This window comes from Streptomyces sp. NPDC087215 (assembly GCF_044744885.1).
Lineage (GTDB): Bacteria > Actinomycetota > Actinomycetes > Streptomycetales > Streptomycetaceae > Streptomyces.
On the sequence record NZ_JBIUZD010000003.1, the window covers coordinates 36,949 to 62,640 of the forward strand.

The 25,692-nt window shown below is 72.3% G+C and carries 20 protein-coding genes and 4 tRNA genes; 11 read left to right on the forward strand and 13 right to left on the reverse strand.

What is annotated here, in order from left to right; translation table 11 throughout:
* Positions 1-81: 81 nt before the first annotated feature.
* From ACIO92_RS09560 to ACIO92_RS09575, 4 genes are all read right to left on the reverse strand, one after another.
* Positions 82-3,222 (reverse strand): FG-GAP-like repeat-containing protein, encoded by a 3,141-nt coding sequence (locus ACIO92_RS09560; protein ID WP_402280324.1) that lies wholly within the window; start codon positions 3,220-3,222, stop codon positions 82-84.
* A gap of 237 nt (positions 3,223-3,459) precedes the next feature.
* Positions 3,460-5,691 (reverse strand): DEAD/DEAH box helicase, encoded by a 2,232-nt coding sequence (locus ACIO92_RS09565; RefSeq protein ID WP_401235427.1) that lies wholly within the window; start codon positions 5,689-5,691, stop codon positions 3,460-3,462.
* Between the two features lie 197 nt (positions 5,692-5,888).
* The gene (locus ACIO92_RS09570; protein ID WP_402280321.1) at positions 5,889-6,557 is read right to left on the reverse strand and encodes a hypothetical protein; all 669 of its coding nucleotides are present in this window, start codon (positions 6,555-6,557) and stop codon (positions 5,889-5,891) included.
* A 91-nt stretch (positions 6,558-6,648) separates the two neighbouring features.
* Complete coding sequence (locus ACIO92_RS09575; RefSeq protein ID WP_033208941.1) at positions 6,649-6,999, reverse strand: metallopeptidase family protein; 351 nt, start codon at positions 6,997-6,999, stop codon at positions 6,649-6,651.
* A gap of 104 nt (positions 7,000-7,103) precedes the next feature.
* Here ACIO92_RS09575 and ACIO92_RS09580 point away from each other — a divergent pair.
* The 3 genes from ACIO92_RS09580 to ACIO92_RS09590 all read left to right on the forward strand — a co-directional run bounded on the left by ACIO92_RS09580 (position 7,104) and on the right by ACIO92_RS09590 (position 7,415).
* Positions 7,104-7,176 (forward strand) — tRNA-Glu (locus ACIO92_RS09580).
* A gap of 40 nt (positions 7,177-7,216) precedes the next feature.
* Positions 7,217-7,290, forward strand: a tRNA-Asp gene (locus tag ACIO92_RS09585).
* A 51-nt stretch (positions 7,291-7,341) separates the two neighbouring features.
* Positions 7,342-7,415, forward strand: a tRNA-Phe gene (locus ACIO92_RS09590).
* 168 nt (positions 7,416-7,583) lie between these two features.
* Here ACIO92_RS09590 and ACIO92_RS09595 read toward each other — a convergent pair.
* From ACIO92_RS09595 to ACIO92_RS09605, 3 genes are all read right to left on the reverse strand, one after another.
* A complete protein-coding gene (locus ACIO92_RS09595; protein ID WP_366444863.1) occupies positions 7,584-8,432 on the reverse strand; it encodes a cytochrome c biogenesis CcdA family protein in 849 nt (282 codons plus the stop codon).
* A complete protein-coding gene (locus tag ACIO92_RS09600) occupies positions 8,429-9,292 on the reverse strand; it encodes a DsbA family protein (protein ID WP_402280319.1) in 864 nt (287 codons plus the stop codon). Before ACIO92_RS09600 ends, ACIO92_RS09595 begins: the two co-directional genes overlap by 4 nt.
* Before the next feature lie 65 nt (positions 9,293-9,357).
* Positions 9,358-10,053, reverse strand: coding sequence for a hypothetical protein (locus tag ACIO92_RS09605; protein WP_366444861.1), 696 nt, complete (start codon positions 10,051-10,053; stop codon positions 9,358-9,360).
* A 123-nt stretch (positions 10,054-10,176) separates the two neighbouring features.
* On the opposite strand from ACIO92_RS09605, the gene hrpA reads away from it, so the two are divergent.
* The 3 genes from hrpA to ACIO92_RS09620 all read left to right on the forward strand — a co-directional run bounded on the left by hrpA (position 10,177) and on the right by ACIO92_RS09620 (position 14,955).
* Positions 10,177-14,190 carry an ATP-dependent RNA helicase HrpA gene (gene hrpA, locus ACIO92_RS09610; RefSeq protein ID WP_366444860.1) on the forward strand — a complete coding sequence of 1,338 codons (4,014 nt, stop codon included), beginning with the start codon at positions 10,177-10,179 and terminating at the stop codon, positions 14,188-14,190.
* 86 nt (positions 14,191-14,276) lie between these two features.
* Positions 14,277-14,350, forward strand: a tRNA-Asp gene (locus ACIO92_RS09615).
* Positions 14,351-14,472: 122 nt separating this feature from the next.
* Entirely contained in the window at positions 14,473-14,955 is a 483-nt protein-coding gene (locus ACIO92_RS09620; protein ID WP_402280316.1) for a DUF6274 family protein, read from the forward strand.
* 328 nt (positions 14,956-15,283) lie between these two features.
* Here the strand turns inward: ACIO92_RS09620 and bldC are convergent, their stop codons facing one another.
* Positions 15,284-15,490, reverse strand: a complete 207-nt coding sequence (bldC, locus tag ACIO92_RS09625; protein ID WP_003949541.1) for a developmental transcriptional regulator BldC — start codon at positions 15,488-15,490, stop codon at positions 15,284-15,286.
* Positions 15,491-15,885: 395 nt separating this feature from the next.
* On the opposite strand from bldC, the gene ACIO92_RS09630 reads away from it, so the two are divergent.
* On the forward strand, positions 15,886-16,071 hold the full coding sequence (locus ACIO92_RS09630) for a hypothetical protein (protein WP_402280314.1): 186 nt from the start codon (positions 15,886-15,888) through the stop codon (positions 16,069-16,071).
* Between the two features lie 2 nt (positions 16,072-16,073).
* Here the strand turns inward: ACIO92_RS09630 and ACIO92_RS09635 are convergent, their stop codons facing one another.
* Positions 16,074-16,943 carry a hypothetical protein gene (locus tag ACIO92_RS09635; protein ID WP_366444896.1) on the reverse strand — a complete coding sequence of 290 codons (870 nt, stop codon included), beginning with the start codon at positions 16,941-16,943 and terminating at the stop codon, positions 16,074-16,076.
* Between the two features lie 155 nt (positions 16,944-17,098).
* On the opposite strand from ACIO92_RS09635, the gene ACIO92_RS09640 reads away from it, so the two are divergent.
* Complete coding sequence (locus tag ACIO92_RS09640; RefSeq protein WP_366444857.1) at positions 17,099-18,190, forward strand: Glu/Leu/Phe/Val dehydrogenase dimerization domain-containing protein; 1,092 nt, start codon at positions 17,099-17,101, stop codon at positions 18,188-18,190.
* 310 nt (positions 18,191-18,500) lie between these two features.
* Positions 18,501-18,761: a DUF3073 domain-containing protein gene (locus ACIO92_RS09645; protein WP_351789820.1), complete on the forward strand. Its 261-nt coding sequence runs from the start codon at positions 18,501-18,503 to the stop codon at positions 18,759-18,761.
* Between the two features lie 230 nt (positions 18,762-18,991).
* Here the strand turns inward: ACIO92_RS09645 and purM are convergent, their stop codons facing one another.
* Positions 18,992-20,059, reverse strand: coding sequence for a phosphoribosylformylglycinamidine cyclo-ligase (purM, locus tag ACIO92_RS09650; protein WP_401235419.1), 1,068 nt, complete (start codon positions 20,057-20,059; stop codon positions 18,992-18,994).
* A 51-nt stretch (positions 20,060-20,110) separates the two neighbouring features.
* Positions 20,111-21,637: an amidophosphoribosyltransferase gene (purF, locus tag ACIO92_RS09655; RefSeq protein WP_366444855.1), complete on the reverse strand. Its 1,527-nt coding sequence runs from the start codon at positions 21,635-21,637 to the stop codon at positions 20,111-20,113.
* Between the two features lie 470 nt (positions 21,638-22,107).
* Here purF and ACIO92_RS09660 point away from each other — a divergent pair, with 470 nt between their 5' ends.
* Both ACIO92_RS09660 and ACIO92_RS09665 read left to right on the forward strand, forming a co-directional pair.
* Positions 22,108-22,200, forward strand: coding sequence for a putative leader peptide (locus tag ACIO92_RS09660; RefSeq protein ID WP_366444853.1), 93 nt, complete (start codon positions 22,108-22,110; stop codon positions 22,198-22,200).
* Positions 22,201-22,316: 116 nt separating this feature from the next.
* Complete coding sequence (locus ACIO92_RS09665; RefSeq protein ID WP_366444852.1) at positions 22,317-23,744, forward strand: sulfatase-like hydrolase/transferase; 1,428 nt, start codon at positions 22,317-22,319, stop codon at positions 23,742-23,744.
* 118 nt (positions 23,745-23,862) lie between these two features.
* Here ACIO92_RS09665 and ACIO92_RS09670 read toward each other — a convergent pair whose 3' ends face one another.
* On the reverse strand, positions 23,863-24,753 hold the full coding sequence (locus ACIO92_RS09670) for an META domain-containing protein (RefSeq protein ID WP_366444851.1): 891 nt from the start codon (positions 24,751-24,753) through the stop codon (positions 23,863-23,865).
* A gap of 86 nt (positions 24,754-24,839) precedes the next feature.
* Positions 24,840-25,634, reverse strand: a complete 795-nt coding sequence (locus ACIO92_RS09675; RefSeq protein WP_366444850.1) for a sterol carrier family protein — start codon at positions 25,632-25,634, stop codon at positions 24,840-24,842.
* Positions 25,635-25,692: the final 58 nt, after the last annotated feature.

Sequence of the window (25,692 nt, forward strand, 5' to 3'; positions counted from 1 at the left end):
TCGCCGCCGCACGCCGGGGTCGGAACAGGGGCGGGCGGCGGCAGAGCACCTCGACGACACCGCAGCCGCCGCCCGGCGGGGTCAGAACAGGGACGTGAAGACGTTCCAGCCGCCGCCGAGGAGCACCCGGCCGCCGTACAGTCCGCCGCCCGTGCCGTGGTAGGCGTACAGCGCGCCGCCGGTGTCGCGGGCCACCAGGTCCGTGCGGCCGTCGCCGGAGACGTCACCGACGCCCGCCAGGGACGAGTACGCGCCCCAGCCGCCGCCGACCCGGACCCGGGCCGTGACGCCGCCGGTGGCCGTGCCGTAGTACCGCCACAGCACGCCCGCGGCGTCCACGCCGAGGAGGTCGCCGCGGCCGTCGCCGTTCAGGTCGCCCGCGCCCACGATCTTCTTGTACAGCTTCCAGTTCGTACCGGTCCTGACCCGGCTCTTCACCCGGTGGTCGGCCGTACCGGCGTAGAAGTACATGTCCCCCGTGGACGTCTGGCGGGCGATCAGGTCGGTGTACCCGTCGCCGTTCACGTCGCCGGGGGAGGTCAGGACGTCGTACTGGCCCCAGCCGGAGCCGATCGTGGTGTACGGCGAGGACGCCGACACCACCGCGCCGCAGCCGGGGCGGTACGCGCGGAGCTGGTCGCCCACCTTGGCCAGGACGTCCGCGCAGCCGTCGCCGTTCACATCGCCGAAGGGCACCAGGACGGTGCCCTTCGCGAACTTCGCGCCGGTACCGGTGACACGGGCCGACAGCCCGCCGAACGCGTTGCCCCGGTACATCGACACCTGCCCCGCCGCGTCCGTCGCCAGCAGGTCGCCCTGCCGGTCGTTCCCGGCCAGGTCCCGTCGTCCGGGCGTGCCGCCGGTGAGGGTGACCGTGCCGGAGAGCACCAGGTCGCGGCCCTTGCCGTCGGCGGTGTTCGCCGTCAGGTCCCAGGTGTACGGGCCGTTGGCCGCCGGCTTGCCCGCCGAGGTCCGGCCGTCCCAGACGGCCTCGATCCGGTTGCGGGTCTCCTGGCCGCCGAAGGAGCGGACGGCCGCCCCGGTGTACGGGTCACGGACCGTCAGCCGCCAGATCGACGCGGGCTTGGAGAGCGCCCAGGCCGCCTTCCAGCCGTCCTGGGCCCGTGCGCTGCCCGGGGTCCTCGCCGAGGCGGCGGTCAGGTCGGAGGCGGCGACGCCGGGCCACACCACGTGGACGAGGTCGTCGGCGTCCTTGTAGGCGACGCCCCCGCCGAAGCGGTCGACGGCCCATGCCTCGCGGCGGGGCCCGTGCACCGGGACGGAGTCGACGAGGGCGCTCGCCACGGCACGGCCGGAGGTGAAGTCGACCAGCCGGAGCGAGGAGTTGTTCTGGTCCACGTAGTAGCCGTCGCCGAGGAGACCGCCCTGGCCGTACGAGCGGGGCAGGGTGATCCTGGCGCCGCTCTTCAGGTCCACGACGCCCTGCTTGGCGTACGAGCCGCAGGCCCAGTACAGCCAGCGGCCGCCCGCGGCCTGGAGCTCCGTCAGGGGGCAGCCGGAGCCGGTCGTGACCTTGCCGAGGTCCTTGCCGGTGGCGAGGTCCTTGCGGGTGACCTCGCCGGTGGCCGCCGTGCCGGTGAACAGGGTGTCGCCCCACAGGGCGGCGGCGGTCTGCGTCTGCCGGGACAGGACCTTCGAGGCGTCGGTGTCCACGACGACGGTCTGCCCGTCGGTGACGAGCTGCCCGGGGAAGGTGGGGGTGCCCGTCTGGAAGACCGTCCAGCGGCCGAAGGAGTCGGCGATCCGGCCGTCCTGGCCGACGGCGACCCGGGTCGTCCGGCCGTCGGCGGCGCGGGAGACGACCGCCCGGTCGGTGTACGGGATGCGCGGGTAGGAGACGGTACGGCCGTCGCCGCCGTCGAAGAGCGGGGTCGGCCGCTGCTCGGCGTCCGTCTCGGCGCCCTGCCACACCGGGGCGGACTGTCCGCCGTGGACGGGGCCGACGGGCAGGGTCCGGCCGTAGAAGCCCCGGCCCCCCGGCCCGTCCTGCTCCAGGGTGGTGAGGCGGCCCGCGCCGAACGCGATCCCGTCGGTCCTGGCCGCCAGCGGCTCGATCCGGCGGAGCTTCTCCAGCACCGGGGCGCCGCCGCCCTTGCCGGGGACGGCCTTGAGGAGGGCCCAGTCGGTGGCGGAGGTCCCGCCGACGACGGCAGTGCCGCCGCCGGTGATCTGGGTCAGCCGGTCCTCGGCACCGCTCAGCAGTCGCTGCCGCCGCCCGTCGGGGTGGAGCGCGACGAGCTCCCGTCGCGGCGAGGCGTCGGTGCCGGACGCCTCGCCGAGGACGAGGACCCAGTCCCCGACGAGCCCGATCCGGGCGGCGGAGAGGTCCTCCGGCAGCGCGAAGGCGCGCTCGGCGCCGGTCGGGTCGGTCCGGTCGCGCAGGTGCACGGTCCGGTCGAGGTCCACCCAGGCGAACCGGTCGGGGCTGACGGCGACCGGGGCGACGAGCACGTCCTGGGAGGAGGTGGGGGCCGGGACCACGGTCATCCGGCCGGTCCGCAGGTCGACGAGACCGAGGTCGGTGAAGTCGTAGGAGTACGGGTCGGTGGAGCGCCCGAAACGGATCACGGCCGTGGAGGCGTCTCCGGCGGCGAGCCGCGCGTGGTGCAGATGGGCGTCGGCGGGCCAGCCGGTGACCTCCACGGGCGGTGCGGCCGGGTCGTCGGCGCGGAGCAGGTAGTACCCGGTGGTGGTGCCGAAGTCCTCGGCGGAGGCGTACCGCTGGAAGAGCAGGGTGTCGCCGAGCAGCCCCCGGTAGCTCGCGTCGCGGGGCATGTCGAGCGGGCGCTGGGTGCCGGTGACGAGATCCCGCAGGACGTGGATGCCGATGCCGGGCTGGGCGTACGCGTACCGGCCGCCGGTGCCGAAGTCGGCGAAGGTCCCGTTGCCCACGCCCGCGCCGAGCGGGGTGTCCGCGCCGGTCGTGAGGTCGGTCCACACCACGCCGTCGCCGAAGGACTCGTCGGCGTCCTCGGGCGCGTGCGCGTAGCCGGTCGGGCCGACGGAGAGGACGGTGTCGTGCCGGGGCACGGTCCGGGGGTTCGGCGTGATGTCGATCCGGTCGAACCGGTCGAACCGGTCGGTCCCGGCGGCCGGGGCCGCCGCCGCGAAGGGCGCGAGACCGGCCCCGGAGGCGAGCAGCGCGGTGGTCAGGACGGCGATTCGCGCGCGGGGCCGCCGCGCGCGTGTGAAACGAGACAAGAAGGGTCCCTCCCCGGGGGTGACCTGCTGTGCGGGGCGGAGGGGAGAGCCTTCGCCGGGCCCCCTGGCCGGCGCTCCCCCGTGTCTCCCCCGCGTCGATCGGCCGAGCGTATCCGGTCGTACGGGGGTACGAATTCGGGGCCCGTACGACACGAGGTCGTACGGGCCCCGCACATGACAGGGCCCGTACGAGCGAGTGACGCTCGTACGGGCCCTGTCACATCAGATCAGTGGCGCTCAGCCGTTGCGCTTCCAGCGCGGCTTGTCGTCGCGGCGGGCGAAGGAGCCGCCGGTCGACGGGCCGGTGCCCCGGTGGTCGTCACGACGGCCGTAGGGACGGTCGCCACCGGAACGGAAGCCGGTCGACGGACGGTCGCCGGCGGGGCGGTCGTCACGACGGTCACGGTTGAACGGACGGTCGCTGCCACGGTGGCCGGTGGAGGGGCGGTCGTCGCGGCGCTCGAAGGAACGGCCGCCACGGTCACCACCGCGGTCGTCACGGTTGAAACCACCGGACGGACGGTCGTCACGGTTGAAGCCGCCCGAGGGACGGTCGTCACGACGGAAACCGCCGGACGGACGGTCACCACCGGAGCGGAAACCACCACGGTCGCCACCACGGTCATCACGGTTGAAACCACCGGACGGACGGTCGTCACGACGGAAGCCACCGGACGGACGGTCACCACCGGAGCGGAAACCACCACGGTCGCCACCACGGAAACCGCCGCGGTCGCCACCGCGGTCATCACGGTCGCCGCCACGGAAACCGCCACCGCGACGCTCGAAGTTGCCCCGCTCGTCACGGGCCGGGCGCTCCTCGCGGCGCTGCTCCTCGGCGCGCGCGGCACGCTCGGCCTCGACGGCGGCGGCGGCGACCTCGGCCTCGGCGGCCTCGGTCATCTCGGCCACGGCGGCCTCCGGGTCCTCGCCGCGCTCACGGGCGGCGCGGGCCACCAGGCGGTCGGCCTCCTCGCGGAGCTCGACGGCACGGCGCTGGAGGCGCTCCAGCTGCTTGGTCAGGTCGACGACCTCGCGCTCGGCCTGCTTGGCCGAGTTGTTCGCGGAGTCGGCCTGGACCTCGGTCAGCGAACGGGCGCCGGTGATCTCGGCGACCTCCGGGTCGAACGCGCCGGCACCACCGACGATGTGGCGCGAGGCGTCGACGCCCGCGTCCTCCATCAGCCGGAAGATCTGGCGGCGCTGGTGCGGCAGCGCCAGGGAGACCACGACACCGGAGCGGCCGGCACGGGCGGTACGGCCCGAGCGGTGCAGGTAGTCCTTGTGGTCACCGGCCGGGTCCACGTTGAGGACCAGGTCGATGCCGTCGACGTGGATGCCACGGGCGGCGACGTCGGTCGCGACGAGCGCGTTGACGTAGCCCTCCTTGAAGTCGGCGAGGGTCCGCGTACGGGCGCCCTGGGTCATGCCGCCGTGCAGCGCGTCGGCCTTCACCCCGGAGTCGCGGAGCTGCTCGGCGATGCGGTCGGCGCCCAGCTGGGTGCGGACGAAGATGATGGTGCGGCCCTTGCGGGCGGCGATCGCGGCCGTGACCGGCGCCTTGTCCTTCGGCTTCACGACGAGGACGTGGTGGGTCATGGTCGTGACGTTGCCCTGGGCGCTGTCGACCTCGTGCGTGACGGGGTTGGTCAGGTAGCGCTTGACCAGGGTGCCGATCTCGTTCTCCATGGTGGCGGAGAAGAGGAGGCGCTGACCGCCCTCGGGAACCTGGTCGAGCAGCTCGGTGACCTCGGGCAGGAAGCCCAGGTCGGCCATCTGGTCGGCCTCGTCGAGGACGGCGATCTTGACGTTCTCCAGGGAGCAGGCGCCCCGGTTGATGATGTCGCGCAGGCGGCCCGGGGTGGCGACGAGGACGTCGACACCGCGCTCCAGGGCGTAGATCTGGTTGCCCATGGACGTACCGCCGCAGACGACCTTCATCTTGAGGCCGAGCACGTCGCCGTACGGCTGGAGGGCGTCCGCGACCTGCATCGCGAGCTCACGGGTCGGGGTGAGGATGATGCCGCGGGGCTTCTTCTTCTCGGTACGGCCCTCGGCCAGGGTGGTGAGCAGCGGCAGACCGAAGGAGAGGGTCTTGCCGGAGCCGGTACGGCCGCGGCCGAGGATGTCCTTGCCGGCCAGGGCGTCCGGGATGGTCGCCGCCTGGATCGGGAAGGGGGTGGTCACGCCGTTCTGCGCGAGCTTGCGGACGACGCCCTCGGGGAGACCGAGGTCACCGAAGGTGACGGTCGGCTCGCCGGACTCCTCGTCGGAGTCGGTGTCGGCGTCGAGCTCGGTGTCGGCGTCGATGTCGAACTCACCGTCGATGTCGGTGTCGGTGTCGAGCTCGGCGTCGACGGTGTCGTCGAGGTGGTCGGCCTCGATCACGACGGTCTCGGTGGCCTGGGCGGCCTCGACGATCTCGTCGTTCTCGGGCATGACGGCGTGGTCAGAACTGAAAATGGACATGCGAAATGCGAAACCTTCCGGAGTCTCGGCACGCGCCCGTCAACTCCGTGATTTCGCAAACGACCGCCTCAATGCGGTCAGCCACGGCTAGGGAGAGTACGCGCCACACGGCGCTCTTCTGTGTCGGCGCCGGGCAATGGGATCAAACGATCTACCACCATACGCACCCTCCCCCACCTATGGCAAATCGGACCGCGTCACACCGGTCCGACCTGCGGGGATGCCACCGGCTCCGGGGGCACGCCCGGCCCGCCCGCCATACGGAGGGCACCCATCTGGGTGTCGGTGCCGGACTGCGGCGGATCGGTCGGGTTCGAGGTCGGTTCGGGAGTGGGTTCGGGCGTCGGATTCACGGTCGGTTCGGGGGTGGGTTCGGCGGTCGGCACGGTCGGCTCGGGGGTCGGGGTCGCCCCGCCGGAGCCACCGGAACCGCCACCGCTCCCGTTCCCGCCGCTCCCGCCGGAGCCGCCGGTCCCGGCGGTCCCGCCCGTACCGCCGCCCGGGTTCTCGTGGCCGCCGCCCGTCGGCTTCGGCTTCGGGGTGCCGCCCGGCCCCTCGACCGGCAGCACCGCCCCCGCCGAGGGGTGCGCGGTGCCCGAGGGGGAACCGCTGGGCACCGGGGACTCCCCTCCGGCTCCGGCCACGTCCGGCCCGGTCTGGCCCGGACGTCCGTTCCAGGACCCGGTGTCGCCGCCCGCGCCGCCGCCGGCCTCGGACTCGGCGGCCACGCCCCGCTTCCCGCCGGACGCGCCGGGCGTCGGCTTCGCCCCGTCGTCACTCACACTCATACAGCCGCTCAGACCGGCACAGGCGGCGACGGCCAGCGCGGTGGCGGCCCATCTCACCGGGGTGGGCAAATGGCGCACGGAGGCACCTCCAGGGACACAACAGGCAGGAACGGAACGCGTTGCACTGCCCAACTCCCCAGGCGTCACAAGGGACACGCCCGAAACGGCCTCAGCCGTAGCCGAGGGCGTGCAGCCGTTCGTCGTCGATGCCGAAGTGGTGGGCGATCTCGTGCACCACGGTGATCTCGGTCTCCGCGACGACGTCCTCGCGCGACTCGCACATCCGCAGCGTCGGCCCCCGGTAGATCGTGATCCGGTCCGGCAGCACCCCGGCGTACCACTCGCCCCGCTCGGTCAGCGGCGTCCCCTCGTACAACCCGAGCAACTCGGGATCGTCGGGGGCGGGCTCGTCCTCGACGAACACCGCGACGTTGTCCATCAACCGCGTCAGCTCGGGCGGAATCCGGTCCAGCGCCTCGGCGACAAGCTCCTCGAACTCTTCGCGCGTCATCTCCAGCACGGCCCCATTCTCCCCCCGGCGGAAACCGTTTTGGCGATAGCGCCCGACATCCCATATGCTTCTCACGTCCCCGAGGCGCTGCGAAGCGCCCAGGTGAGCCTCTGGCCCTCATCGTCTAGTGGCCCAGGACGCCGCCCTTTCAAGGCGGTAGCACGGGTTCGAATCCCGTTGGGGGTACGTTACAAACGTGTGCGAGACTTGCTCTCGCGCACCACAAGGTCCTGTGGAGCAGTTGGTTAGCTCGCCACCCTGTCAAGGTGGAGGTCGCGGGTTCAAGTCCCGTCAGGATCGCTGGAACTGGAAACGGTTCCCTTCCCGAGCTCTTCGAGCAGGGGACAGTCCGGCTGGGTAGCTCAGTTGGTACGAGCGATCGCCTGAAAAGCGATAGGTCGCCGGTTCGATCCCGGCCCCAGCCACAAGACAGAAGGCCCCGTTCGAAAGAACGGGGCCTTCTTCGTGTCCGGACGACGCAGGGACGGCGGAGCCCCCGACCGGCGGAGGCTCCGGGACGGCAGAGCCCCGGAGCCGCCAGGCCGGGGCCCTCCGGACGGGAGAGGAGCTGGGCGCCCCTCCCCCGAGCACCGTCACGCCCCTTCCTGCTCCTGCTCCCCCTGACGCCTCCCCCGCCTGCCCCGCACCGCGAGCACCAGCGCCACCACGGCCACCACCGCGACCAGCAGCGCCCAGTCCGGGACCGCCCGGCCGAGGGAGGCCACCCGCTGCTCCACCGCGAACGACTCGTCCACCGACAGCAGCCCCGGCAGCGCGGTCGTCCCGTCGAAGACCAGGAACAGCGCCCCGAGGGCCACGAAGAACAGCCCCGAGAGCACCGAGGTGGAGTGCAGCGTGAACCGGCCGAGCCGCAGCGCGCGACCGCGCAGCCAGGCCCGCCGCCCCAGGTCGTAGCGCTCCCAGAGCAGCGCGAGGACGAACAGCGGGACCGCCATGCCCAGCGCGTACACCGCGAGGAGCAGCCCCCCGTACGCCGGGCTGCCGCTCAGCGCCGCCACCGTCAGGACGCTGCCCAGGATGGGGCCCGCGCAGAAGCCGGCCAGGCCGTAGACCAGACCGAGGGCGTAGACCGAGAACGCCGACGTGGGCCTGATGCGGCCGCTGGCCTCGGCGATCCGGCGGGAGGCGAAGCCGAGACCCAGGATCTGGAGGACCCCGAGCCCGACGATCAGCCAGCCGCCGACGGTGACCAGCAGGTCCCGGTGGCCGTAGAAGAGGCGGCCCGCGAAGGACCCGGCCGCGCCGAGCGGGACGAGCGTGGTCGCCAGACCCGCGTAGAGGATGCCGGTCCTCGCCACCAGCTTCGCGCGCGTGTCGACGGAGTACGCGAAGAACGCCGGGAGCAGCAGGGCGCTGCACGGGCTGAGGAGGGCGAGCAGTCCGCCGAGGAACGCGGCGAAGTAGCCGATGCCGGAGGTCACTGTCCGGCCCCGGAGGGCTCCGGGGTGCCGGGCTTCCCGGGGGTGCCCCCGGTGGTTTTCCCGGGGCTGTTCCCGGGGGCGCTCTTCGCCGCCTCCGCCGCCGCCTCGATGGCCTCGGTGAAGGTCTCCAGGGGCTGGGCTCCGGCGATGGGGCGGCCGTTGACCAGGAAGGACGGGGTGGAGGTCGCGCCCAGGGAGTAGCCCTGCTCCTGGTCGACGCGGACGGCCGCGCGGGCCGCCTCCCCCTCGCTGTCCCGGGCGAACCGGGCCGCGTCGGGGACGCCCGCCTCCCGCGCGAGGACGGTCAGCCGCTCCTTCCCGAAGCCCTTCTCCTTGGCGCCGTCCGCGTAGGCGGCCCGGTGGAACTCCCAGAACCGGCCCTGCTGCCCGGCGGCCCAGGAGGCGCGGGCGACGGCCTCCGACTCGGCGCCGAAGATCGGGAAGTTCCGCCACTCGATGCGCAGGACTCCCTCGTCCACGTACTTCTTCACCAGGAGCGGTTCGGTGTCCCGGGCGAACTTCCCGCAGTAGCCACACTTGAAGTCGGCGTACTCGATGAGCACCACGGGCGCGTCGGCGCGGCCGAGGGCGAGCTTGTCGGAGGGGTCGCGGCGGGCGTACGCCTCCAGCTCGGCGTAGACCCCGGCGGACGGGTCCACGGAGACGTCGGCGACCGGGGAGGAACCCGAGGCGCCGGGGGCCGAGGGCTTGGTCGCGGTGTACGAGACGAGGCCGAGCAGCGCGGCGGCGGCGGCCACCCCGGAGACGACGGCGATCCGCCGGGACCGTGACCCGGCCACGGGCTTGGCCGGGGACTTGGCCGGGGACTTGGGCTTGAGCTTGGGCTTGGACTTGGACATGCGGAAGCGCTCCTGGACACGGAGAAAGGGGACGAGAGGACGGACGGCGGAGGGCGACCGTCCGTCTACACCCTCAGGACGGAGAGCTCCACGGGAGACGGGGGTACGCGCGCGGGTGGCTCCCGGCCCGGCGGGACGGGCGGGGCGTCCGCCCCGGGGTGCCGGGCGCCGGGCACCGTACGGTCGGCGGCGAGCGCGGGCAGCACCTCGGCGAAGCCGTGCGCGCGCGGCGGCAGGACCGGCCGGGCGGCCCCCTCGCTCCCGGACCGCCCTGGACCGTCACAACCGGGCACCCCCATGCCGTCCCCGACCGCGCGGACCTCGGCGGGCCCGGTCGTACGGAAGGAGGAGGACCGGACGGCGGGGGCCTTCGTGAGGAGATCCGTACGGACGGCGGAGGACCGAGCGGTACCGGCCTCCGTACGGACAGCGGGCGACCGGACCGTACGGATCCCGACCGGTCCGGCGGCCGTACGGATCGCCACCTCCCCGGAAGCATCCACCCCGGCAGACGCATCCGCCCCGACAACAGCATCCGCCCCGGTGGGCAGATCCGACCTGGAGGGAACATCCGTCCACGCGGACGCGTCCGCCCCGGCGGCCGGGCCCGTACGGGCCGCGGGGGCGCCCGCCTCGGCGGCGGGTCCGGCCCGGAAGGCGGCAGGCGCCGGGCGGATCACCGGGCCGCAGGTCAGCAGCAGACCCAGCACCAGAGCCGCGAGGGCGGCGAAAGCCACCGGCCCACGGGCGGTGCGGAACATGCGAAACCTCTCCGGTCCGGTCGACGTGTCCGAAATAGTACGCACCCGGGCCGCCACGCCCGGGAACGCCGCCCGTAAATCGGTTCGCCGCTTCTCGGCCGCAGGTGCGATCCTGGACGCCGTATGTCTACTTCCTTCGCCGCCCTCCAGTCCGTCCTGGCCGAGGTCTCGCTGCGGGACTCCCACCGGCTCGGCCGCCGTCTCGAAGGCGCCCGCCGCATCCGCAAGCCCGAGGCCCGCGCGGCCGTCCTGGACGAGATCGCCGCCGAGGCGGCCGCGGCCAAGGAGCGCGTCGACGGGCGCGCCGCCCGCGTGCCCCCGATCACCTACCCCGAACAGCTGCCCGTCTCGCAGAAGAAGGACGAGATCCTGGAGGCGATACGCGACCACCAGGTCGTGATCGTCGCCGGTGAGACGGGCTCCGGCAAGACCACCCAGATCCCCAAGATCTGTCTGGAGCTCGGCCGGGGCGTCCGGGGCATGATCGGGCACACCCAGCCCCGCCGGATCGCCGCCCGCACGGTCGCCGAGCGGATCGCCGAGGAGCTGCGGACCCCGCTGGGCGAGGCCGTCGGCTGGAAGGTCCGCTTCACCGACCAGGTGAACCCCGAGGCGACCTTCGTGAAGCTGATGACCGACGGCATCCTGCTCGCCGAGGTCCAGACCGACCGCGAGCTGCGCGCCTACGACACGATCATCATCGACGAGGCCCACGAGCGGTCCCTCAACATCGACTTCCTGCTCGGCTATCTGGCCCAGCTGCTCCCCAAGCGCCCCGACCTCAAGGTCGTGATCACCTCCGCGACCATCGACCCGGAGCGCTTCTCCCGCCACTTCGGCGACGCCCCGATCGTCGAGGTCAGCGGCCGTACGTATCCCGTCGAGGTCCGCTACCGGCCGCTGCTCGAAGAGGACTCCGAGGACGCGGACCGCGACCAGATCACCGCGATCTGCGACGCCGTCGACGAACTCCGGAGGGAAGGCCCCGGCGACGTCCTGGTCTTCCTCTCCGGCGAGCGCGAGATCCGGGACACCGCCGACGCGCTGGAGAAGCGGAAGCTGTCCGGCACGGAGGTCCTGCCGCTCTACGCGCGCCTCTCGCACGCCGAGCAGCACCGGGTGTTCCAGGCGCACTCCGGACGCCGGATCGTCCTCGCCACGAACGTCGCCGAGACCTCCCTGACCGTTCCCGGCATCAAGTACGTGATCGACCCGGGCACCGCCCGGATCTCCCGCTACTCGCACCGCACGAAGGTGCAGCGGCTCCCGATCGAACCGGTCAGCCAGGCCAGCGCCAACCAGCGCAAGGGCCGCTGCGGCCGTACCTCCGACGGCATCTGCGTCCGGCTGTACTCGGAGGACGACTTCCTCACCCGCCCCGAGTTCACGGACGCGGAGATCCTCCGTACCAACCTGGCCTCCGTCATCCTGCAGATGACCGCCGCCGGGCTCGGCGAGATCGAGAAGTTCCCCTTCATCGACCCGCCGGACCACCGCAACATCCGGGACGGCGTGCAGCTCCTCCAGGAACTGGGCGCGTTCGAACCGGCCGAGAAGTCCCCCCAGGAGGGGAAGCAGGAGGGGAAGAAGGGGCAGCGGCTGACCCCGGAGGGCCGCAAGCTCTCCCAGCTGCCCGTGGACCCGAGGCTCGCCCGGATGGTCCTGGAGGCCGACCGCAACGGCTGCGTCCGCGAGGTCATGGTCATCGCGGCGGCGCTCTCCATCCAGGACCCGCGCGAGCGGCCCTCCGAGAAGCAGGCGCAGGCCGACCAGCAGCACGCCCGGTTCAAGGACGAGACGAGCGACTTCCTCGCCTATCTGAACCTGTGGCGGTACGTCCGCGAGCAGCAGAAGGAGCGCGGCTCGTCCTCGTTCCGCCGGATGTGCAAGCAGGAGTACCTGAACTTCCTCCGCATCCGCGAGTGGCAGGACATCTACAGCCAGCTGCGGACGGTCGCCAAGCAGATGGGCATCCACCTCAACGAGGAGGACGCGCCGGAGCAGTCCGTGCACGTGTCCCTGCTGGCGGGTCTGCTCAGCCACATCGGTCTGAAGGACGTCAAGGAGTCCAAGGACGGGGCGAAGGACGGGGGGAAGGACGGCGGCCGCCGGGAAGGCGGCCGGAACGAGTACCTGGGCGCGCGGAACGCCAAGTTCGCGCTCTTCCCCGGCTCGGCGCTCTTCAAGAAGCCCCCGCGGTTCGTCATGTCCGCCGAACTGGTGGAGACCTCCCGCCTGTGGGCCCGGGTCAACGCGCGGATCGAACCCGAGTGGATCGAGCCGCTCGCCCAGCACCTGGTGAAGAAGACGTACAGCGAACCGCACTGGGAGAAGGACCAGGCGGCCGTCATGGCCTTCGAGAAGGTCACCCTGTACGGCGTCCCGATCGTCACCGACCGCAAGGTGAACTACGGCCGGATCGACGCCGAGGTCTCCCGCGACCTGTTCATCAGGAACGCGCTCGTCGAGGGCGACTGGCGCACCCACCACAAGTTCTTCGCGGACAACCGCAAGCTGCTCACCGAGGTCGAGGAGCTGGAGCACCGGGCCCGGCGCCGGGACATCCTCGTCGACGACGAGACCCTCTTCGACTTCTACGACAAGCGGGTCCCCGAGCACGTCGTGTCCGGCGCCCACTTCGACTCGTGGTGGAAGCACAAGCGCCACGAGGAACCGGAGTTCCTCGACTTCGAGCGCGAGATGCTCATCAACGAGAAGGCGGGGGCGGTCACCAAGGACGACTATCCGGACTCCTGGCGGCAGGGCCCGCTGAAGTTCCGGGTGACGTACCAGTTCGAGCCCGGCGCGGACGCCGACGGCGTGACCGTCCACATCCCCCTCCAGGTCCTCAACCAGGTCACCGACGAGGGCTTCGAGTGGCAGATCCCGGGGCTGCGCGCCCAGGTCGTCACGGAGCTGATCCGCTCCCTGCCGAAGCCGATCCGCCGCCACTACGTCCCCGCGCCCGACTTCGCGGGCCGCTTCCTCGACACCGTGGTGCCCGTGCAGGAGCCGCTGACGGGCGCGCTCGCCCGCGGCCTCCAGCGGATGGTCGGCGTCCCCGTCACCCCCGAGGACTTCGACTGGGCGAAGGTCCCCGAGCACCTCAAGGTCACCTTCCGGATCGTCGACGAGCGGCGCCGGAAGGTCGCCGAGGACAAGGACCTGGAGGCGCTCCGCCTCCAGCTGCGTCCCAAGGCCCGCCAGGCCCTCTCCCAGGCCGCCGCGGCGGCCACCGGCGGCCCGGACGGCTCCGGGCCCTCCCTGGAGCGCACGGGGCTCACCGACTGGACGATCGGGACGCTCACCAAGGTCTTCGAGACCCGGCGGGCCGGCCAGCCGGTCAAGGCCTACCCGGCGCTCGTCGACGAGGGCGCGACCGTCGCCGTCCGGCTCTTCGACACGGAGGCCGAGCAGGAGCGGGCGATGTGGCGGGGCACCCGGAAGCTGATCATGCTGAACATCCCGGTGAACCCGGCGAAGTTCGCCTCGGACAAGCTGACCAACCAGCAGAAGCTGGCCCTGTCGGCGAACCCGCACGGCACGATCCAGGCCCTCTTCGACGACTGCGCCACCGCGGCGGCGGACAAGCTGATCGCGGACCACGGCGGCCCGGTCTGGGACGAGGAGTCCTTCCGGAAGCTGTACGACAGGGTCCGCGCGGACCTGGTGGACACGACGGTACGGACGGTGGGCCAGGTCCAGCAGATCCTGGCGGCCTGGCAGGCGTGCGAGCGGCGGCTGAAGTCCGCGAACAGTCCGGCGCTGCTGCCGAACCTCCGGGACGTACGGGCGCAGCTCGACCGGCTGGTGCCGGCCGGCTTCGTGACCCTGACCGGGCTGAAGCGGCTCCCCGACCTGATGCGCTATCTGGTGGCGGTGGACCGGCGGCTCCAGCAGATGCCGACCGGGGTCCAGCGGGACACCACCCGGATGGAGAAGGTCCAGGAGATGCAGGACGAGTACGCCTGGCTGCTCGAACAGCTCCCGAAGGGGCGCCCGGTGCCGTCCGGGGTCACCGACATCCGCTGGATGATCGAGGAGCTGCGGGTGAGCTACTTCGCCCACGCCCTGGGTACGGCGTACCCCGTGTCGGACAAGCGGATCGTGAAGGCGATCGACGCGGCGGCCCCCTGAGGGGCCCGGCCGCCGACGAGTTCGACCGCACCCGCTGACCTGGGGTACAGTCATCCTCGCAGCCGCTTACAAGGGGTTGCGAGCAAGGTCCTGTGGAGCAGTTGGTTAGCTCGCCACCCTGTCAAGGTGGAGGTCGCGGGTTCAAGTCCCGTCAGGATCGCCGTTCGAAAGGCCCGCATCGTGAGATGCGGGCCTTTCTTCGTGTCCGCTTCCTTGACGGGGCCGGGTGGCCACGGGTACCCCGGACTTCAGGGAAACGGGGCCCCACACCGGAGGTGGCGCATGGCCGCGGCGTCCATGGCACGGCACGACACCGGAGCACTGCTGCGCGCCCATCTGGCGGCCGCCGCGCGCCTCGGGCACCTGACGCGCCGCTGCGCGGTCTGCCACCGGCTCCTGAGGCTCGCCATGGAGGGCGGAGAGGGGCCGGAAGCCGTCGGGTACGGGCGGAAGGCCCCCGGGAGCCCGAACCCCTCCGTGCCGTCCGTACGGGCCGCGCCGCCGGAGCCCCGCGAATCCCCCGTGGGCCCCGCGACCTCCGGGTCCGGCGAGCCCGGCGGGCGGGAGGCCCTCAGCGGCTCCGGCGGGGGCGGCGGGATCGAAGTCCCGGGCGGGCCCGGCGGGTCCCGTGGGCCCGGAGGCCTCGGTGACCCCGGCGGGAGCTCCGGCGCCCCGGGCGGTTCCGGTGACGCCCGTGGTCCTGGAGGCCTCGGTGTCCCCGGCGTCCCCGGCGACCCCGGGGACGAAAGTCCCATCGGCCGGTGACCAACGGCGGGTTGAGCGCACTCCTGTGAGTGGGAGGCTGTTCTTTGGCAAGGCTTCGCCAGTGTGACGGGTGTCACTGAAAGAGTTTAAGAAACCGCTTCACTTACACCCTTCCTACACCAGCGCGATTTAATATGTGCAATTGCACCACCAGGAACAGGGTGGCGCCGGACACAAAAGAAGATCGCGCCAGACCCGGCGGAGTCCAGCGCGATCGGTGGCGGAGTCCCGTTGGGGCGGGAGTTCGCCGGCAGAGCTAGGGGTGGGCGACCGGATTGGGGGATCCGGACGGGCCCGGTGTTACGGGTGGTGCGGGGTGTGCGTGACCTCAGGCCTCGCTGCGCTGCTGGGGAATGCCCGCCAGCAGGGCGCGGACCTCAGCCTCGCGGTAGCGACGGTGTCCACCCAGGGTGCGGATGGACGTGAGCTTGCCGGCCTTCGCCCAACGGGTCACCGTCTTCGGGTCCACGCGGAACATCGTGGCAACCTCGGCAGGGGTCAGCAGCGGCTCGGCATCAGGGGTGCGAGCGGTCATGAGCGGCCTCCTCGGGAGAACCGAACCAATCTCGGTTCTTTCCTCTAAATTCTGCACCTTGACCCGCGTTGCCCGAAATGGCAGAAGCGGGCCGAGTCGGTTATAGGACGAACGGCTTGTCCTCGGCACTACAACTACACCATCCGTCCAGCCACGTCGGCCAAACCGATGGAATTGCCCTCGCAGGTGTTCATCAGCGGCGGAAGTCGATGGACCATGCCATAACGGACAGTCACGCGACTGTGACGATCAGTCACAGAGCGATCAGGAGTCCTCAGACCCCCCATAGAGTGCAATGCTGAGCGTTCCGCCCATAGATGGACGGAAGGAACCCTCCCCGGACTCCTTGTCCTATTTTGGCACGAGGGTGGGTGATGGGCGCAAGGGTGCGTTAAGTGCTGTCCGTCACGCTTGAGCCAAAGGCCCGGATCGGGACCAACGGCCCCACCCGGCAGGTGCCGAAGGGCCCGGACACCACCGCGCGACCAGAACCGGCCACCCGGAACATCCAGGTCTTGAAGATCATTTACCCCGATCGGACATGTCTTGTCGATACCGACCTGACGAAGATGCCCGACTGATGTCAGTTCGCGAACCTCAGCTCCCTGACGATCCGCCAGCGCTCGGCCAGCCGCCCGTACGCCTCGCCCGCCGCCTCCGTGTCCCCCTCCCGCAGCGCCGCGAACCCCTCCGCGAGCTGCGCCGCCGACCGGTCGCCCGCCAGCCACTCCTCGGGGACCGCGTGCACCAGACCGCCGAAGTCCAGCTCCACCAGGGCCTTCGGATGGAACTCCTCCAGCCAGCGCCCCACCTCGATCAGCCCCTCCGTCATCGGACCGTCGTCGATCGACTCCCGCAGCGCCCGGAGCGCCCGCGCGAGCCGCCGGCGCGCCTGCGCCATCGTCGTCCGGTACCGCAGCACCGGGGCCCGGCCCTCCGCGCCGCCCTCCGGCGTCCCCTTGGCCCGCCCCGGCTCGTACTCCCGGTCCTCGTCCCCGAAGAGCGAGAACCACCGCAGCGGCACCTGCCACACCGCCGTACGGATCCACGGGCGCGCGTCCGGGTTCCGCTCCAGCCAGCGCTCGTGGTCCGCCGCCACCTGCGCCCGCACCACCGGCGGCAGCATCGCGTCCAGGACCGGCCCGGGGAACTGGTCCGCCACCTCACGGAGCGCCAGCCAGCCGCGCAGCCGGGTGCGCCACGGACAGATCACCACCACCCCGTCCAGCAGGGCGACGAACGCGTCCGCGCTCTCGTGCACCGGCACCGGGACCGGCGGGGTCGGCAGCAGGTCGGCGAGGGACCCGCGCAGCTCGTCCTGCACCCCCGGGGTGCGCGGGAGCCGCGCGTACCGGGCCCAGTGGGTCCGCTCCGGCTCGGGGAACGCGGCCAGCGGTTCGTACACCCGCAGATAGGACGCGTAGGGGACGAGGACCGAGGAGGCGACCGACATGTCGCGCATACTTCCACGGAGGTACCCCCCGAGGGGGTGATCCTGAGCACTGCCGCTGATCTACGCCCAGGTAGGACTTACCCTCGTGCCGAACTGGTCCTCCCCCACCCTCAGGGAGGCCCGAAACCGCCGCTTCGTACTTGGGAGTCACCACCGTGACCGATGTGACCGGCGTTCCTGCTGACGTACTGCGCACCCTGTTCCACTCGGAGCAGGGTGGCCACGAGCAAGTCGTGCTCTGCCAGGACCGCGCAACCGGCCTCAAGGCCGTCATCGCCCTCCACTCCACCGCCCTGGGCCCGGCCCTCGGCGGCACCCGCTTCTACCCCTACGCCACCGAGGCGGAGGCGGTCACCGACGCCCTCAACCTCGCGCGGGGCATGTCGTACAAGAACGCCATGGCCGGTCTCGACCACGGCGGCGGCAAGGCCGTCATCATCGGCGACCCGGAGCAGATCAAGACCGAGGAGCTCCTCCTCGCCTACGGGCGGTTCGTCGCCTCCCTCGGCGGCCGGTACGTCACGGCCTGCGACGTCGGCACCTACGTCGCCGACATGGACGTCGTCGCCCGCGAGAACCGCTGGACCACCGGCCGCTCCCCCGAGAACGGCGGCGCGGGCGACTCCTCCGTCCTCACCGCCTTCGGCGTCTTCCAGGGGATGCGCGCCTCCGCGCAGAGCCTGTGGGGCGACCCGACCCTGCGCGGCCGCAAGGTCGGCGTCGCGGGCGTCGGCAAGGTCGGCCACCACCTGGTCGAGCACCTCCTGTCGGACGGCGCCGAGGTCGTCGTCACCGATGTCCGCGAGGAGTCGGTGCGCCGGATCACCGACCGGCACCCGCGGGTGACCGTGGTCGCCGACACCGAGGCGCTGATCCGCGTCGAGGGCCTGGACATCTACGCGCCCTGCGCGCTCGGCGGCGCCCTGGACGACGAGACCGTGCCGGTCCTCACCGCGAAGATCGTCTGCGGCGCGGCCAACAACCAGCTCGCCCACCCCGGCGTCGAGAAGGACCTCGCGGACCGCGGCATCCTCTACGCGCCCGACTACGTGGTCAACGCCGGTGGCGTGATCCAGGTCGCCGACGAGCTGCACGGCTTCGACTTCGACCGCTGCAAGGCGAAGGCCGCGAAGATCTTCGACACCACCCTGGAGATCTTCGCACGTGCGAAGTCCGATGGGATTCCGCCGGCGGCAGCCGCCGACCGGATCGCGGAGCGGCGGATCGCGGACGCCCGGCTCGCCTGAGCCGCGCGCGGACCGGCCCGCCGCCCGGGGCGCGGAGGAGGCCACGGCGGGGACCGTGGCGAGACTTCCCTCACGCCGTTCGGCGGGTCGGCCCTCAAGAAGAGGTTAAAATCGCGATTGACCAGCGAGGAAAGGGCACCTCGATGGTTCTGTACCGGGGTATGTGATGCGCGCGGCGTACCGTAGACCCGCGGAAACAGGTACCGTTGAAGCCCTACGGGCCGGTCTCTCTGTCGAGAGTCCGTTCCGACTCATGAACGCGTGTCAAGACTCTGGGGCCGACGAGCCCCGTCACCGAGGGGGTCGAGCCATGGGGCGCGGCCGGGCAAAGGCCAAGCAGACCAAGGTCGCCCGCCAGCTGAAGTACAGCAGCGGCGGGACTGACCTGACGCGTCTGGCCAATGAGCTGGGCGCTTCGACTTCGAACCAGCCGCCGAATGGCGAGCCGTTCGAGGACGACGACGACGAGGAAGACGACCCGTACGCCCAGTACGCGGATCTCTACGACGAGGACGACGAGGACGAGGACGACCAGTCCGGTCCGAGTGGTGCCTCCCCCCGTCGCGCTTGACCTTCTGAAACACCGAAACCCGGTCCGGGACCACCCGGCCGGGTTTCCGTGCTGTCCGCGCACCGCTGCCCGCACACCCTCGTGTGCCGGGACCGGACGCGTCCCCGTATCCACACGGAGGACCGGGCCGCGGGCCCCCGTACGGGCCCCCGGGCAGGGGGCGTCCGGGGGTGTCACGCGGACGGGGCGCCCCCTCAGGAGCGCCCCGTCGCGTACCGCTTCCGTCCCGCCTACCGCGCGTGGTCCCCGACCAGCTCGGCGCCCGTGGCGCGGTCCCCGCGCCCGGTGATCTCGCCCGCCACCCAGGACTCGACCCCGCGGTCCGCGAGCGTCGTCAGGGCCGCGTCGACGGAGTCGGCGGGGACGACGGCCATCATGCCGACGCCCATGTTCAGGGTCTTCTCCAGCTCCAGGCGGTCCACCCGGCCGGCCGTGCCGACCAGGTCGAAGATCGCGCCCGGCGCCCAGGTCGAACGGTCCACGGTGGCGTGCAGACCGTCCGGGATCACCCGCGCCAGGTTGGCCGCGAGGCCGCCGCCCGTGATGTGGCTGAAGGCGTGGACCTCCGTGGTCCTGGTGAGGGCCAGGCAGTCCAGGGAGTAGATCTTCGTGGGCTCCAGGAGCTCCTCGCCCAGCGTCCGGCCGAGCTCCTCGACCTGCTGGTCGAGGCTCATCCCGGCGCGGTCGAAGACCACGTGCCGGACGAGCGAGTACCCGTTGGAGTGAAGCCCGGAGGAGGCCATGGCGATGACCGCGTCCCCCGTACGGATGCGGTCGGGGCCGAGCAGCCGGTCGTGCTCCACGACGCCGGTGCCCGCGCCCGCGACGTCGAAGTCGTCCGGGCCGAGGAGGCCCGGGTGCTCCGCCGTCTCGCCGCCGACCAGGGCGCAGCCCGCCAGGGTGCAGCCCTCGGCGATGCCCTTGACGATGGCGGCGACCCGCTCCGGGTGGACCTTGCCCACACAGATGTAGTCGGTCATGAAGAGCGGCTCGGCGCCGCAGACGACGATGTCGTCCATGACCATCGCGACGAGGTCGTGGCCGATGGTGTCGTACACGCCCAGCTGGCGGGCGATGTCGACCTTCGTGCCGACGCCGTCGGTGGCGGAGGCGAGCAGCGGACGCTCGTAGCGCTTGAGGGCGGAGGCGTCGAAGAGTCCGGCGAAGCCGCCGAGGCCGCCCAGGACCTCGGGGCGCCGTGTCTTCTTCACCCACTCCTTCATGAGCTCGACGGCGCGGTCGCCCGCTTCGATGTCGACGCCCGCGGACGCGTAGCTGGCACCGGTGGTCTCAGACATGGGTTGAGAGCTTTCGTGTCGTACTGCGGGGCGCAGCGGGGCGTGACGGGATTACGGGCGGCGGAGCGCGTCGGCGGCGGCGGTGGCCGCGGGACCGGCGGCCAGCTCGGTCTCCAGGAGCTGCTTCCCGAGCAGCTCGGGGTCCGGCAGCTCCATCGGGTACTCGCCGTCGAAGCAGGCACGGCAGAGGTTCGGCTTCTGGATGGTGGTCGCCTCGATCATCCCGTCGAGGGAGATGTACGAGAGCGAGTCCGCGCCCAGCGACTTGCCGATCTCCTCGATCGACATGCCGTTGGCGATCAGCTCCGCGCGGGTGGCGAAGTCGATGCCGAAGAAGCACGGCCACTTCACCGGCGGCGAGGAGATCCGGATGTGGATCTCGGCCGCGCCGGCCTCGCGGAGCATCTTGACCAGGGCGCGCTGGGTGTTGCCGCGGACGATCGAGTCGTCGACGACCACCAGGCGCTTGCCCTTGATGACGTCCTTGAGGGGGTTCAGCTTCAGCCGGATGCCGAGCTGGCGGATGGTCTGGGAGGGCTGGATGAAGGTGCGCCCGACATAGGCGTTCTTCACCAGGCCGGCACCGAAGGGGATGCCCGAGGCCTCGGCGTAGCCGATGGCGGCGGGGGTGCCGGACTCCGGTGTCGCTATGACCAGGTCGGCCTCGGTGGGCGCCTCCTTCGCGAGGCGGCGGCCCATCTCCACCCGGGAGAGGTACACGTTCCGGCCCGCGATGTCGGTGTCCGGGCGGGCCAGGTACACATACTCGAAGACACAGCCCTTGGGCTTCGCTTCCGCGAATCGCGAGGTGCGGATGCCGTTCTCGTCGATCGCGATCAGCTCGCCCGGCTCGACCTCGCGGACGTAGCTGGCGCCGCAGATGTCGAGGGCGGCGGACTCGGACGCGACCACCCAGCCGCGCTCCAGACGGCCGAGGACCAGCGGGCGGATGCCCTGCGGGTCACGGGCCGCGTAGAGCGTGTGCTCGTCCATGAAGACGAGGGAGAAGGCGCCCCGGACCTCGGGGAGGACCTTCGCGGCCGCCTGCTCGACGGTGAGCGGCGTGCCGTCCTCGTCCGACTGGCCCGCGAGGAGCGCGGTGACCAGATCGGTGTCGTTGGTGGCGGCGACGCGAGTCGTCCGGCCTTCCTTCTTGGGCAGGTCGGCGACCATTTCGGCGAGCTGCGCCGTGTTCACCAGGTTGCCGTTGTGGCCGAGCGCGATGGAGCCGTGGGCGGTCGCCCTGAACGTCGGCTGCGCGTTCTCCCACACGGACGCCCCGGTGGTCGAGTAGCGGGCGTGACCGACCGCGATATGACCTTGGAGGGAACCGAGAGAGGTCTCGTCGAAGACCTGGGACACGAGGCCCATGTCCTTGAAGACGAGGATCTGGGAGCCGTTGCTGACCGCGATACCCGCGGATTCCTGGCCCCGATGCTGGAGGGCGTAGAGCCCGAAGTACGTGAGCTTTGCGACCTCTTCACCCGGAGCCCAGACACCGAAGACGCCACAAGCGTCCTGGGGGCCTTTCTCGCCGGGGAGCAAGTCGTGATTGAGTCGACCGTCACCACGTGGCACGTTCCCGAGTGTAGACGGGCTCGACCACTGGTCCGAATTGAGGAAATGCGGGGGCGCCCGCACTCGTGCGATCGCACGAAATGATCGTTTCCGGCCCGGAGGGGCCCACACAGCAGGCGCGGGAAGGGATTCCGGCCCCCGGGCCCGGCCGGGTGGACACCCGTACCGGCCCGTACGGGCCCCCGCGATGTGACGGAGTGCACCTTCCCGGGCCTGCGGGAGCCCTCGCCGGGCCCCGAGGACGATCACTCCTTCCGGGGGTTCTGGGAGGTTCCTCCCGAACGTCCGGGAGGCCGGGGCGCGGTCCCGGAGGTTCGGTACGGGCGCGCCGCCGCCCCGGAGCGGGGGCCGCCACCCCGGAAAGGGGGAGGGACGGGCCGCCGTCCTGGGGGGGGGGAGGGACGGGCCGCCGTCCCGGAGAGCGGGACGGTCGTTGACAGGTGCACGCGGCTTCCTCCAGGCTCGCGTCCATGCAGCTCCCGCGTGACCGTTCGGTCACCCTCGTCCAGCGCCGACACGTGGACCTCGTCCGTGTCACCAGCGCCGCCTGTCGCTGCGCCTGACGCTCCTTCCGCCTTCCGGAGCCTCCACTCCCCCCTCCGTGTCCCCGTGCCGTGCCGTCCCGGCCACCGGGCCCCGGAGCGTCCGCGCACGCCCGCTCCTCCCCCAGGAGACCCGTATGTCCACGCCCCCCGGGCGCCTGTCCCGCCGCGCCCTCGGCGGAGCCGCCGCCGGTGCCGCCGCGCTCGCCGCCGTCGGCACCGCCCCCGCCGAGGCCTCCTCCGGTCCGGCCGGAGCCGCCTCCCGCACCACCGGGGAACGCCCCTTCGCCGCCGCCCGCCCCCGGCGCCACTCCCGCCGCCCCAACATCCTCTTCGTCCTCGGCGACGACCTCGGCTGGGCCGACCTCTCCTCCTACGGCTCCCCCCACATCAGGACCCCGCACCTCGACCGGCTCGCCCGGCAGGGCGTCCGCTTCACCGACGCCTACTCCGGCTCCGCTACCTGCTCCCCGACCCGGTTCAGCCTCTACACCGGCCGCTATCCGGGCCGTACGCGGGGCGGACTCGCCGAACCCATCGCCGACCGGTCCGTCGGCCTGGAGCCCACCCACCCCACGCTCGCCTCCCAGCTGCGCGCCGCCGGTTACGCCACCGCCCTCATCGGCAAGTGGCACTGCGGCTACCTCCCCGACTACTCGCCCACCCGGTCCGGCTGGGACGAGTTCTTCGGCAACTTCGGCGGCGCCCTGGAGTACTACTCCAAGCTCGGGCTCTCCGGCGAGTACGACCTCTACGAGGGCGACGCGCCCTACCGGGACCTGCGCTACTACACCCGCGTCCTCACCGAGCGGGCGAGCGCCTACATCGAGGACCGCGAGCACGACCGGCCCTGGCTGCTCAACCTGAACTTCACCACCCCGCACTGGCCCTGGATCGCCGACGGCGACGAGGAGCTGAGCGCCGAGATCGTCCGCAGGATCAGGGCGGGCGACCGCTCCGCGCTCCGGCACCCGGACGGCGGTTCCGTCGAGAAGTACGCGCGGATGGTCGAGGACCTCGACCGCTCGGTCGGCCGGGTCCTCGACGCGCTGCGCCGCTCCGGCCAGGAACGCGACACCCTCGTCTTCTTCGCAAGCGACAACGGCGGCGAACGCTTCTCCTACAACTGGCCGCTCGCCGGGAACAAGGGCTCCCTCCAGGAGGGCGGCATCCGGGTGCCGTCGATCCTGCGCTGGCCCGCCCGGATCGACGGCGGCCAGGTCAGCGACCTGCCCGTCTTCACCCCCGACTGGACCGCCACCCTCCTCGAACTCGCCGGAGCCCGCGCCCATCCCGCGTACCCCCTCGACGGCACCAGCCTCGCCGGACACCTGCTGCGCGGCGAGGAGGTACCCGACCGGGACCTGTTCTGGCGGGTGCGCGGCGAGCGGGCCCTGCGCCGGGGCGACTGGAAGTACTACCGGGGCAGGAGCGGGCGCGACCAGCTCTTCGACCTGGGCACGGACGCCCGCGAACAGGCCGACCGGGCCACCGCCGAGCCCGCCCTGCTCGCCTCGCTCAGGACCTCCTGGGAACGGACGGACGCGGGACTGCTGGCGTACTGAGCGGGGGCGGTCGCCGGGGAGCGGGGGTGCGACGGCCGTACGGGGATGGCCGTACGGGTCCGGGGGCGGCGCCCTGTCGGGTTCCGGGGCCGCCGCCACCTCCACCTCCCGCTTCCCGCTAACGGGCGCCCGGTTGCGCGGCCGTCGCCGTGAGGCCCTCGCCGGAGGCGCCGGTGAGGGTCAGGGAGCGGTGGTCGAGCCGGTAGGTGAGCGGGCCGTCGAGGAGCTCGTACAGCCGGGTCTCCAGCCGCATCTGCGGGCCCGCGCACATCATCCGGGTGGTCGTCGCCGGGCCCTCGACCGTGAGGGTCCCGCCGTCGGTCCGGGCGGTCGCGGAGAAGTCGTTGCAGCCCAGGTTCCCGGTGACCCGGCCGTCCTCGCCGATCACCAGGCGCGCCTTGGTCCCGCTGCCCCCGGGCAGCGAGGACACCGTGGCCCCGGAGACCAGGCCGTCGATCCGCCAAGTCGTGCCGCGCAGCGGGGCGGCCGGTTCGGCGGTCAGTTCGAGGACGTGCCGGTCGTCGGGGGCGGTCAGGGTGAGGCGCTGCCCCTTCAGGGTTCCCCGGAGGGGGCCGGTGAACGCCTTCGTCCACACGGTCTCGAAGCGCACGGCGTCCTCGGGACAGGCGGTCTCCGACTTCTCCCGCGCGGAGACCGTGAGCGTGTCCCCACGCAGGACGACATCGGACGCGAAGGCGTTGCAGCCGGTGCTGCCCCGGGCGGTGCCGTCCGTGCCGAAGTCGATCCGGGCGCCGTCCGGGGCGGCGGACCTGACTCCGTCGCTCGTCACGGCGCCGATCGTCCAGTGCGTACCGGCGACGGGCAGGTCGGGGGAGTCCGCGCCCGAGCCGGTTCCCTGGCCGCTCCCCTGGCCCCCCGCGCTGCCGCAGGCGGTGAGGAGCGCGACCAGGGCGGTGGCCACGAGGACGCGCGGCGGCGCGTTCCGCCCCGGCTTCCGCTCGTGCTGTCGCTTCTGCTGTCGCGTCTGGCGCTGCGTCTGCTTCTGCATGGCGGTGGGACGGATCGGGGTGCCCCCGGGTTCCCCCACCGGGCGCCCCGGAGCGCTCGGGGTCGCTCTCGGGCTCGCTCTCGGGGTCAGCCCATCAGGGGCAGGAGGTCCGTCAGATCGGCGCGTTCGCCGCTCGCGCGGACGTGTGCCGCGTCGAGTTCGGCGGCCCACCGCGTCCGCCCGGCCGCCAGTCCGATCCAGGTCAGCGGGTCCGTCTCCACCACGTTCGGCGGGGTGCCCCGGGTGTGCCGGGGGCCCTCGACGCATTGCACCACCGCGTACGGCGGGACCCGCACCTCGACCGCACCGCCGGGGGCCTTCGCCGCGAGCGCGTCGGCGAGGAGCCGGGTGCAGGCGGCGAGGGCCTGGCGGTCGAACGGGATCTCCGCGCCGGTCGCCGCGTTCAGGTCGTCGGTGTGGACGACGAGTTCGACGGTCCGGGTGACGAGGAAGTCCGCGAGGGTCATCGGCCCGAAGCTCACCGGCAGCAGCCGCCCGTCGGGGGCGTCCGCGACGGCCCGCCCGTAGTCCTCCGCCACGCGCGCGTAGAGCTCCGGCAGATCGGCGGCGTCGATGCCCCGGGTGTGCGTGTCGATCCGTCCGGCCGCCCCGGCGGTCACGAACGGCCAGTCGAGCAGGGCCAGCCGGTCCTTCCCCGGCCCCGGCTCGGGCTCCGCCAGGAGCAGCGGCACCGAGTCGACCATCCACGCGAGGTGCGCCGCCAGGTCCCGGACCGTCCAGTCGCCGAGCCGGGTCGGCCCGTCGAGCTGTGCGGGCGTGAGGGCCCCGACGGCCTCCCGTACGTGCCCGAACTGGGCGAGCACGGCGGCCCTGGTCCTGGCGGAGTCGTAATTGCGGGTGCGCTTCTTGGCCGGTGGCATGGGGGTGAGGGTAGCCGGAGCACGAGCCCCGGCCGAGCGGCCGGACCACACGACGGCC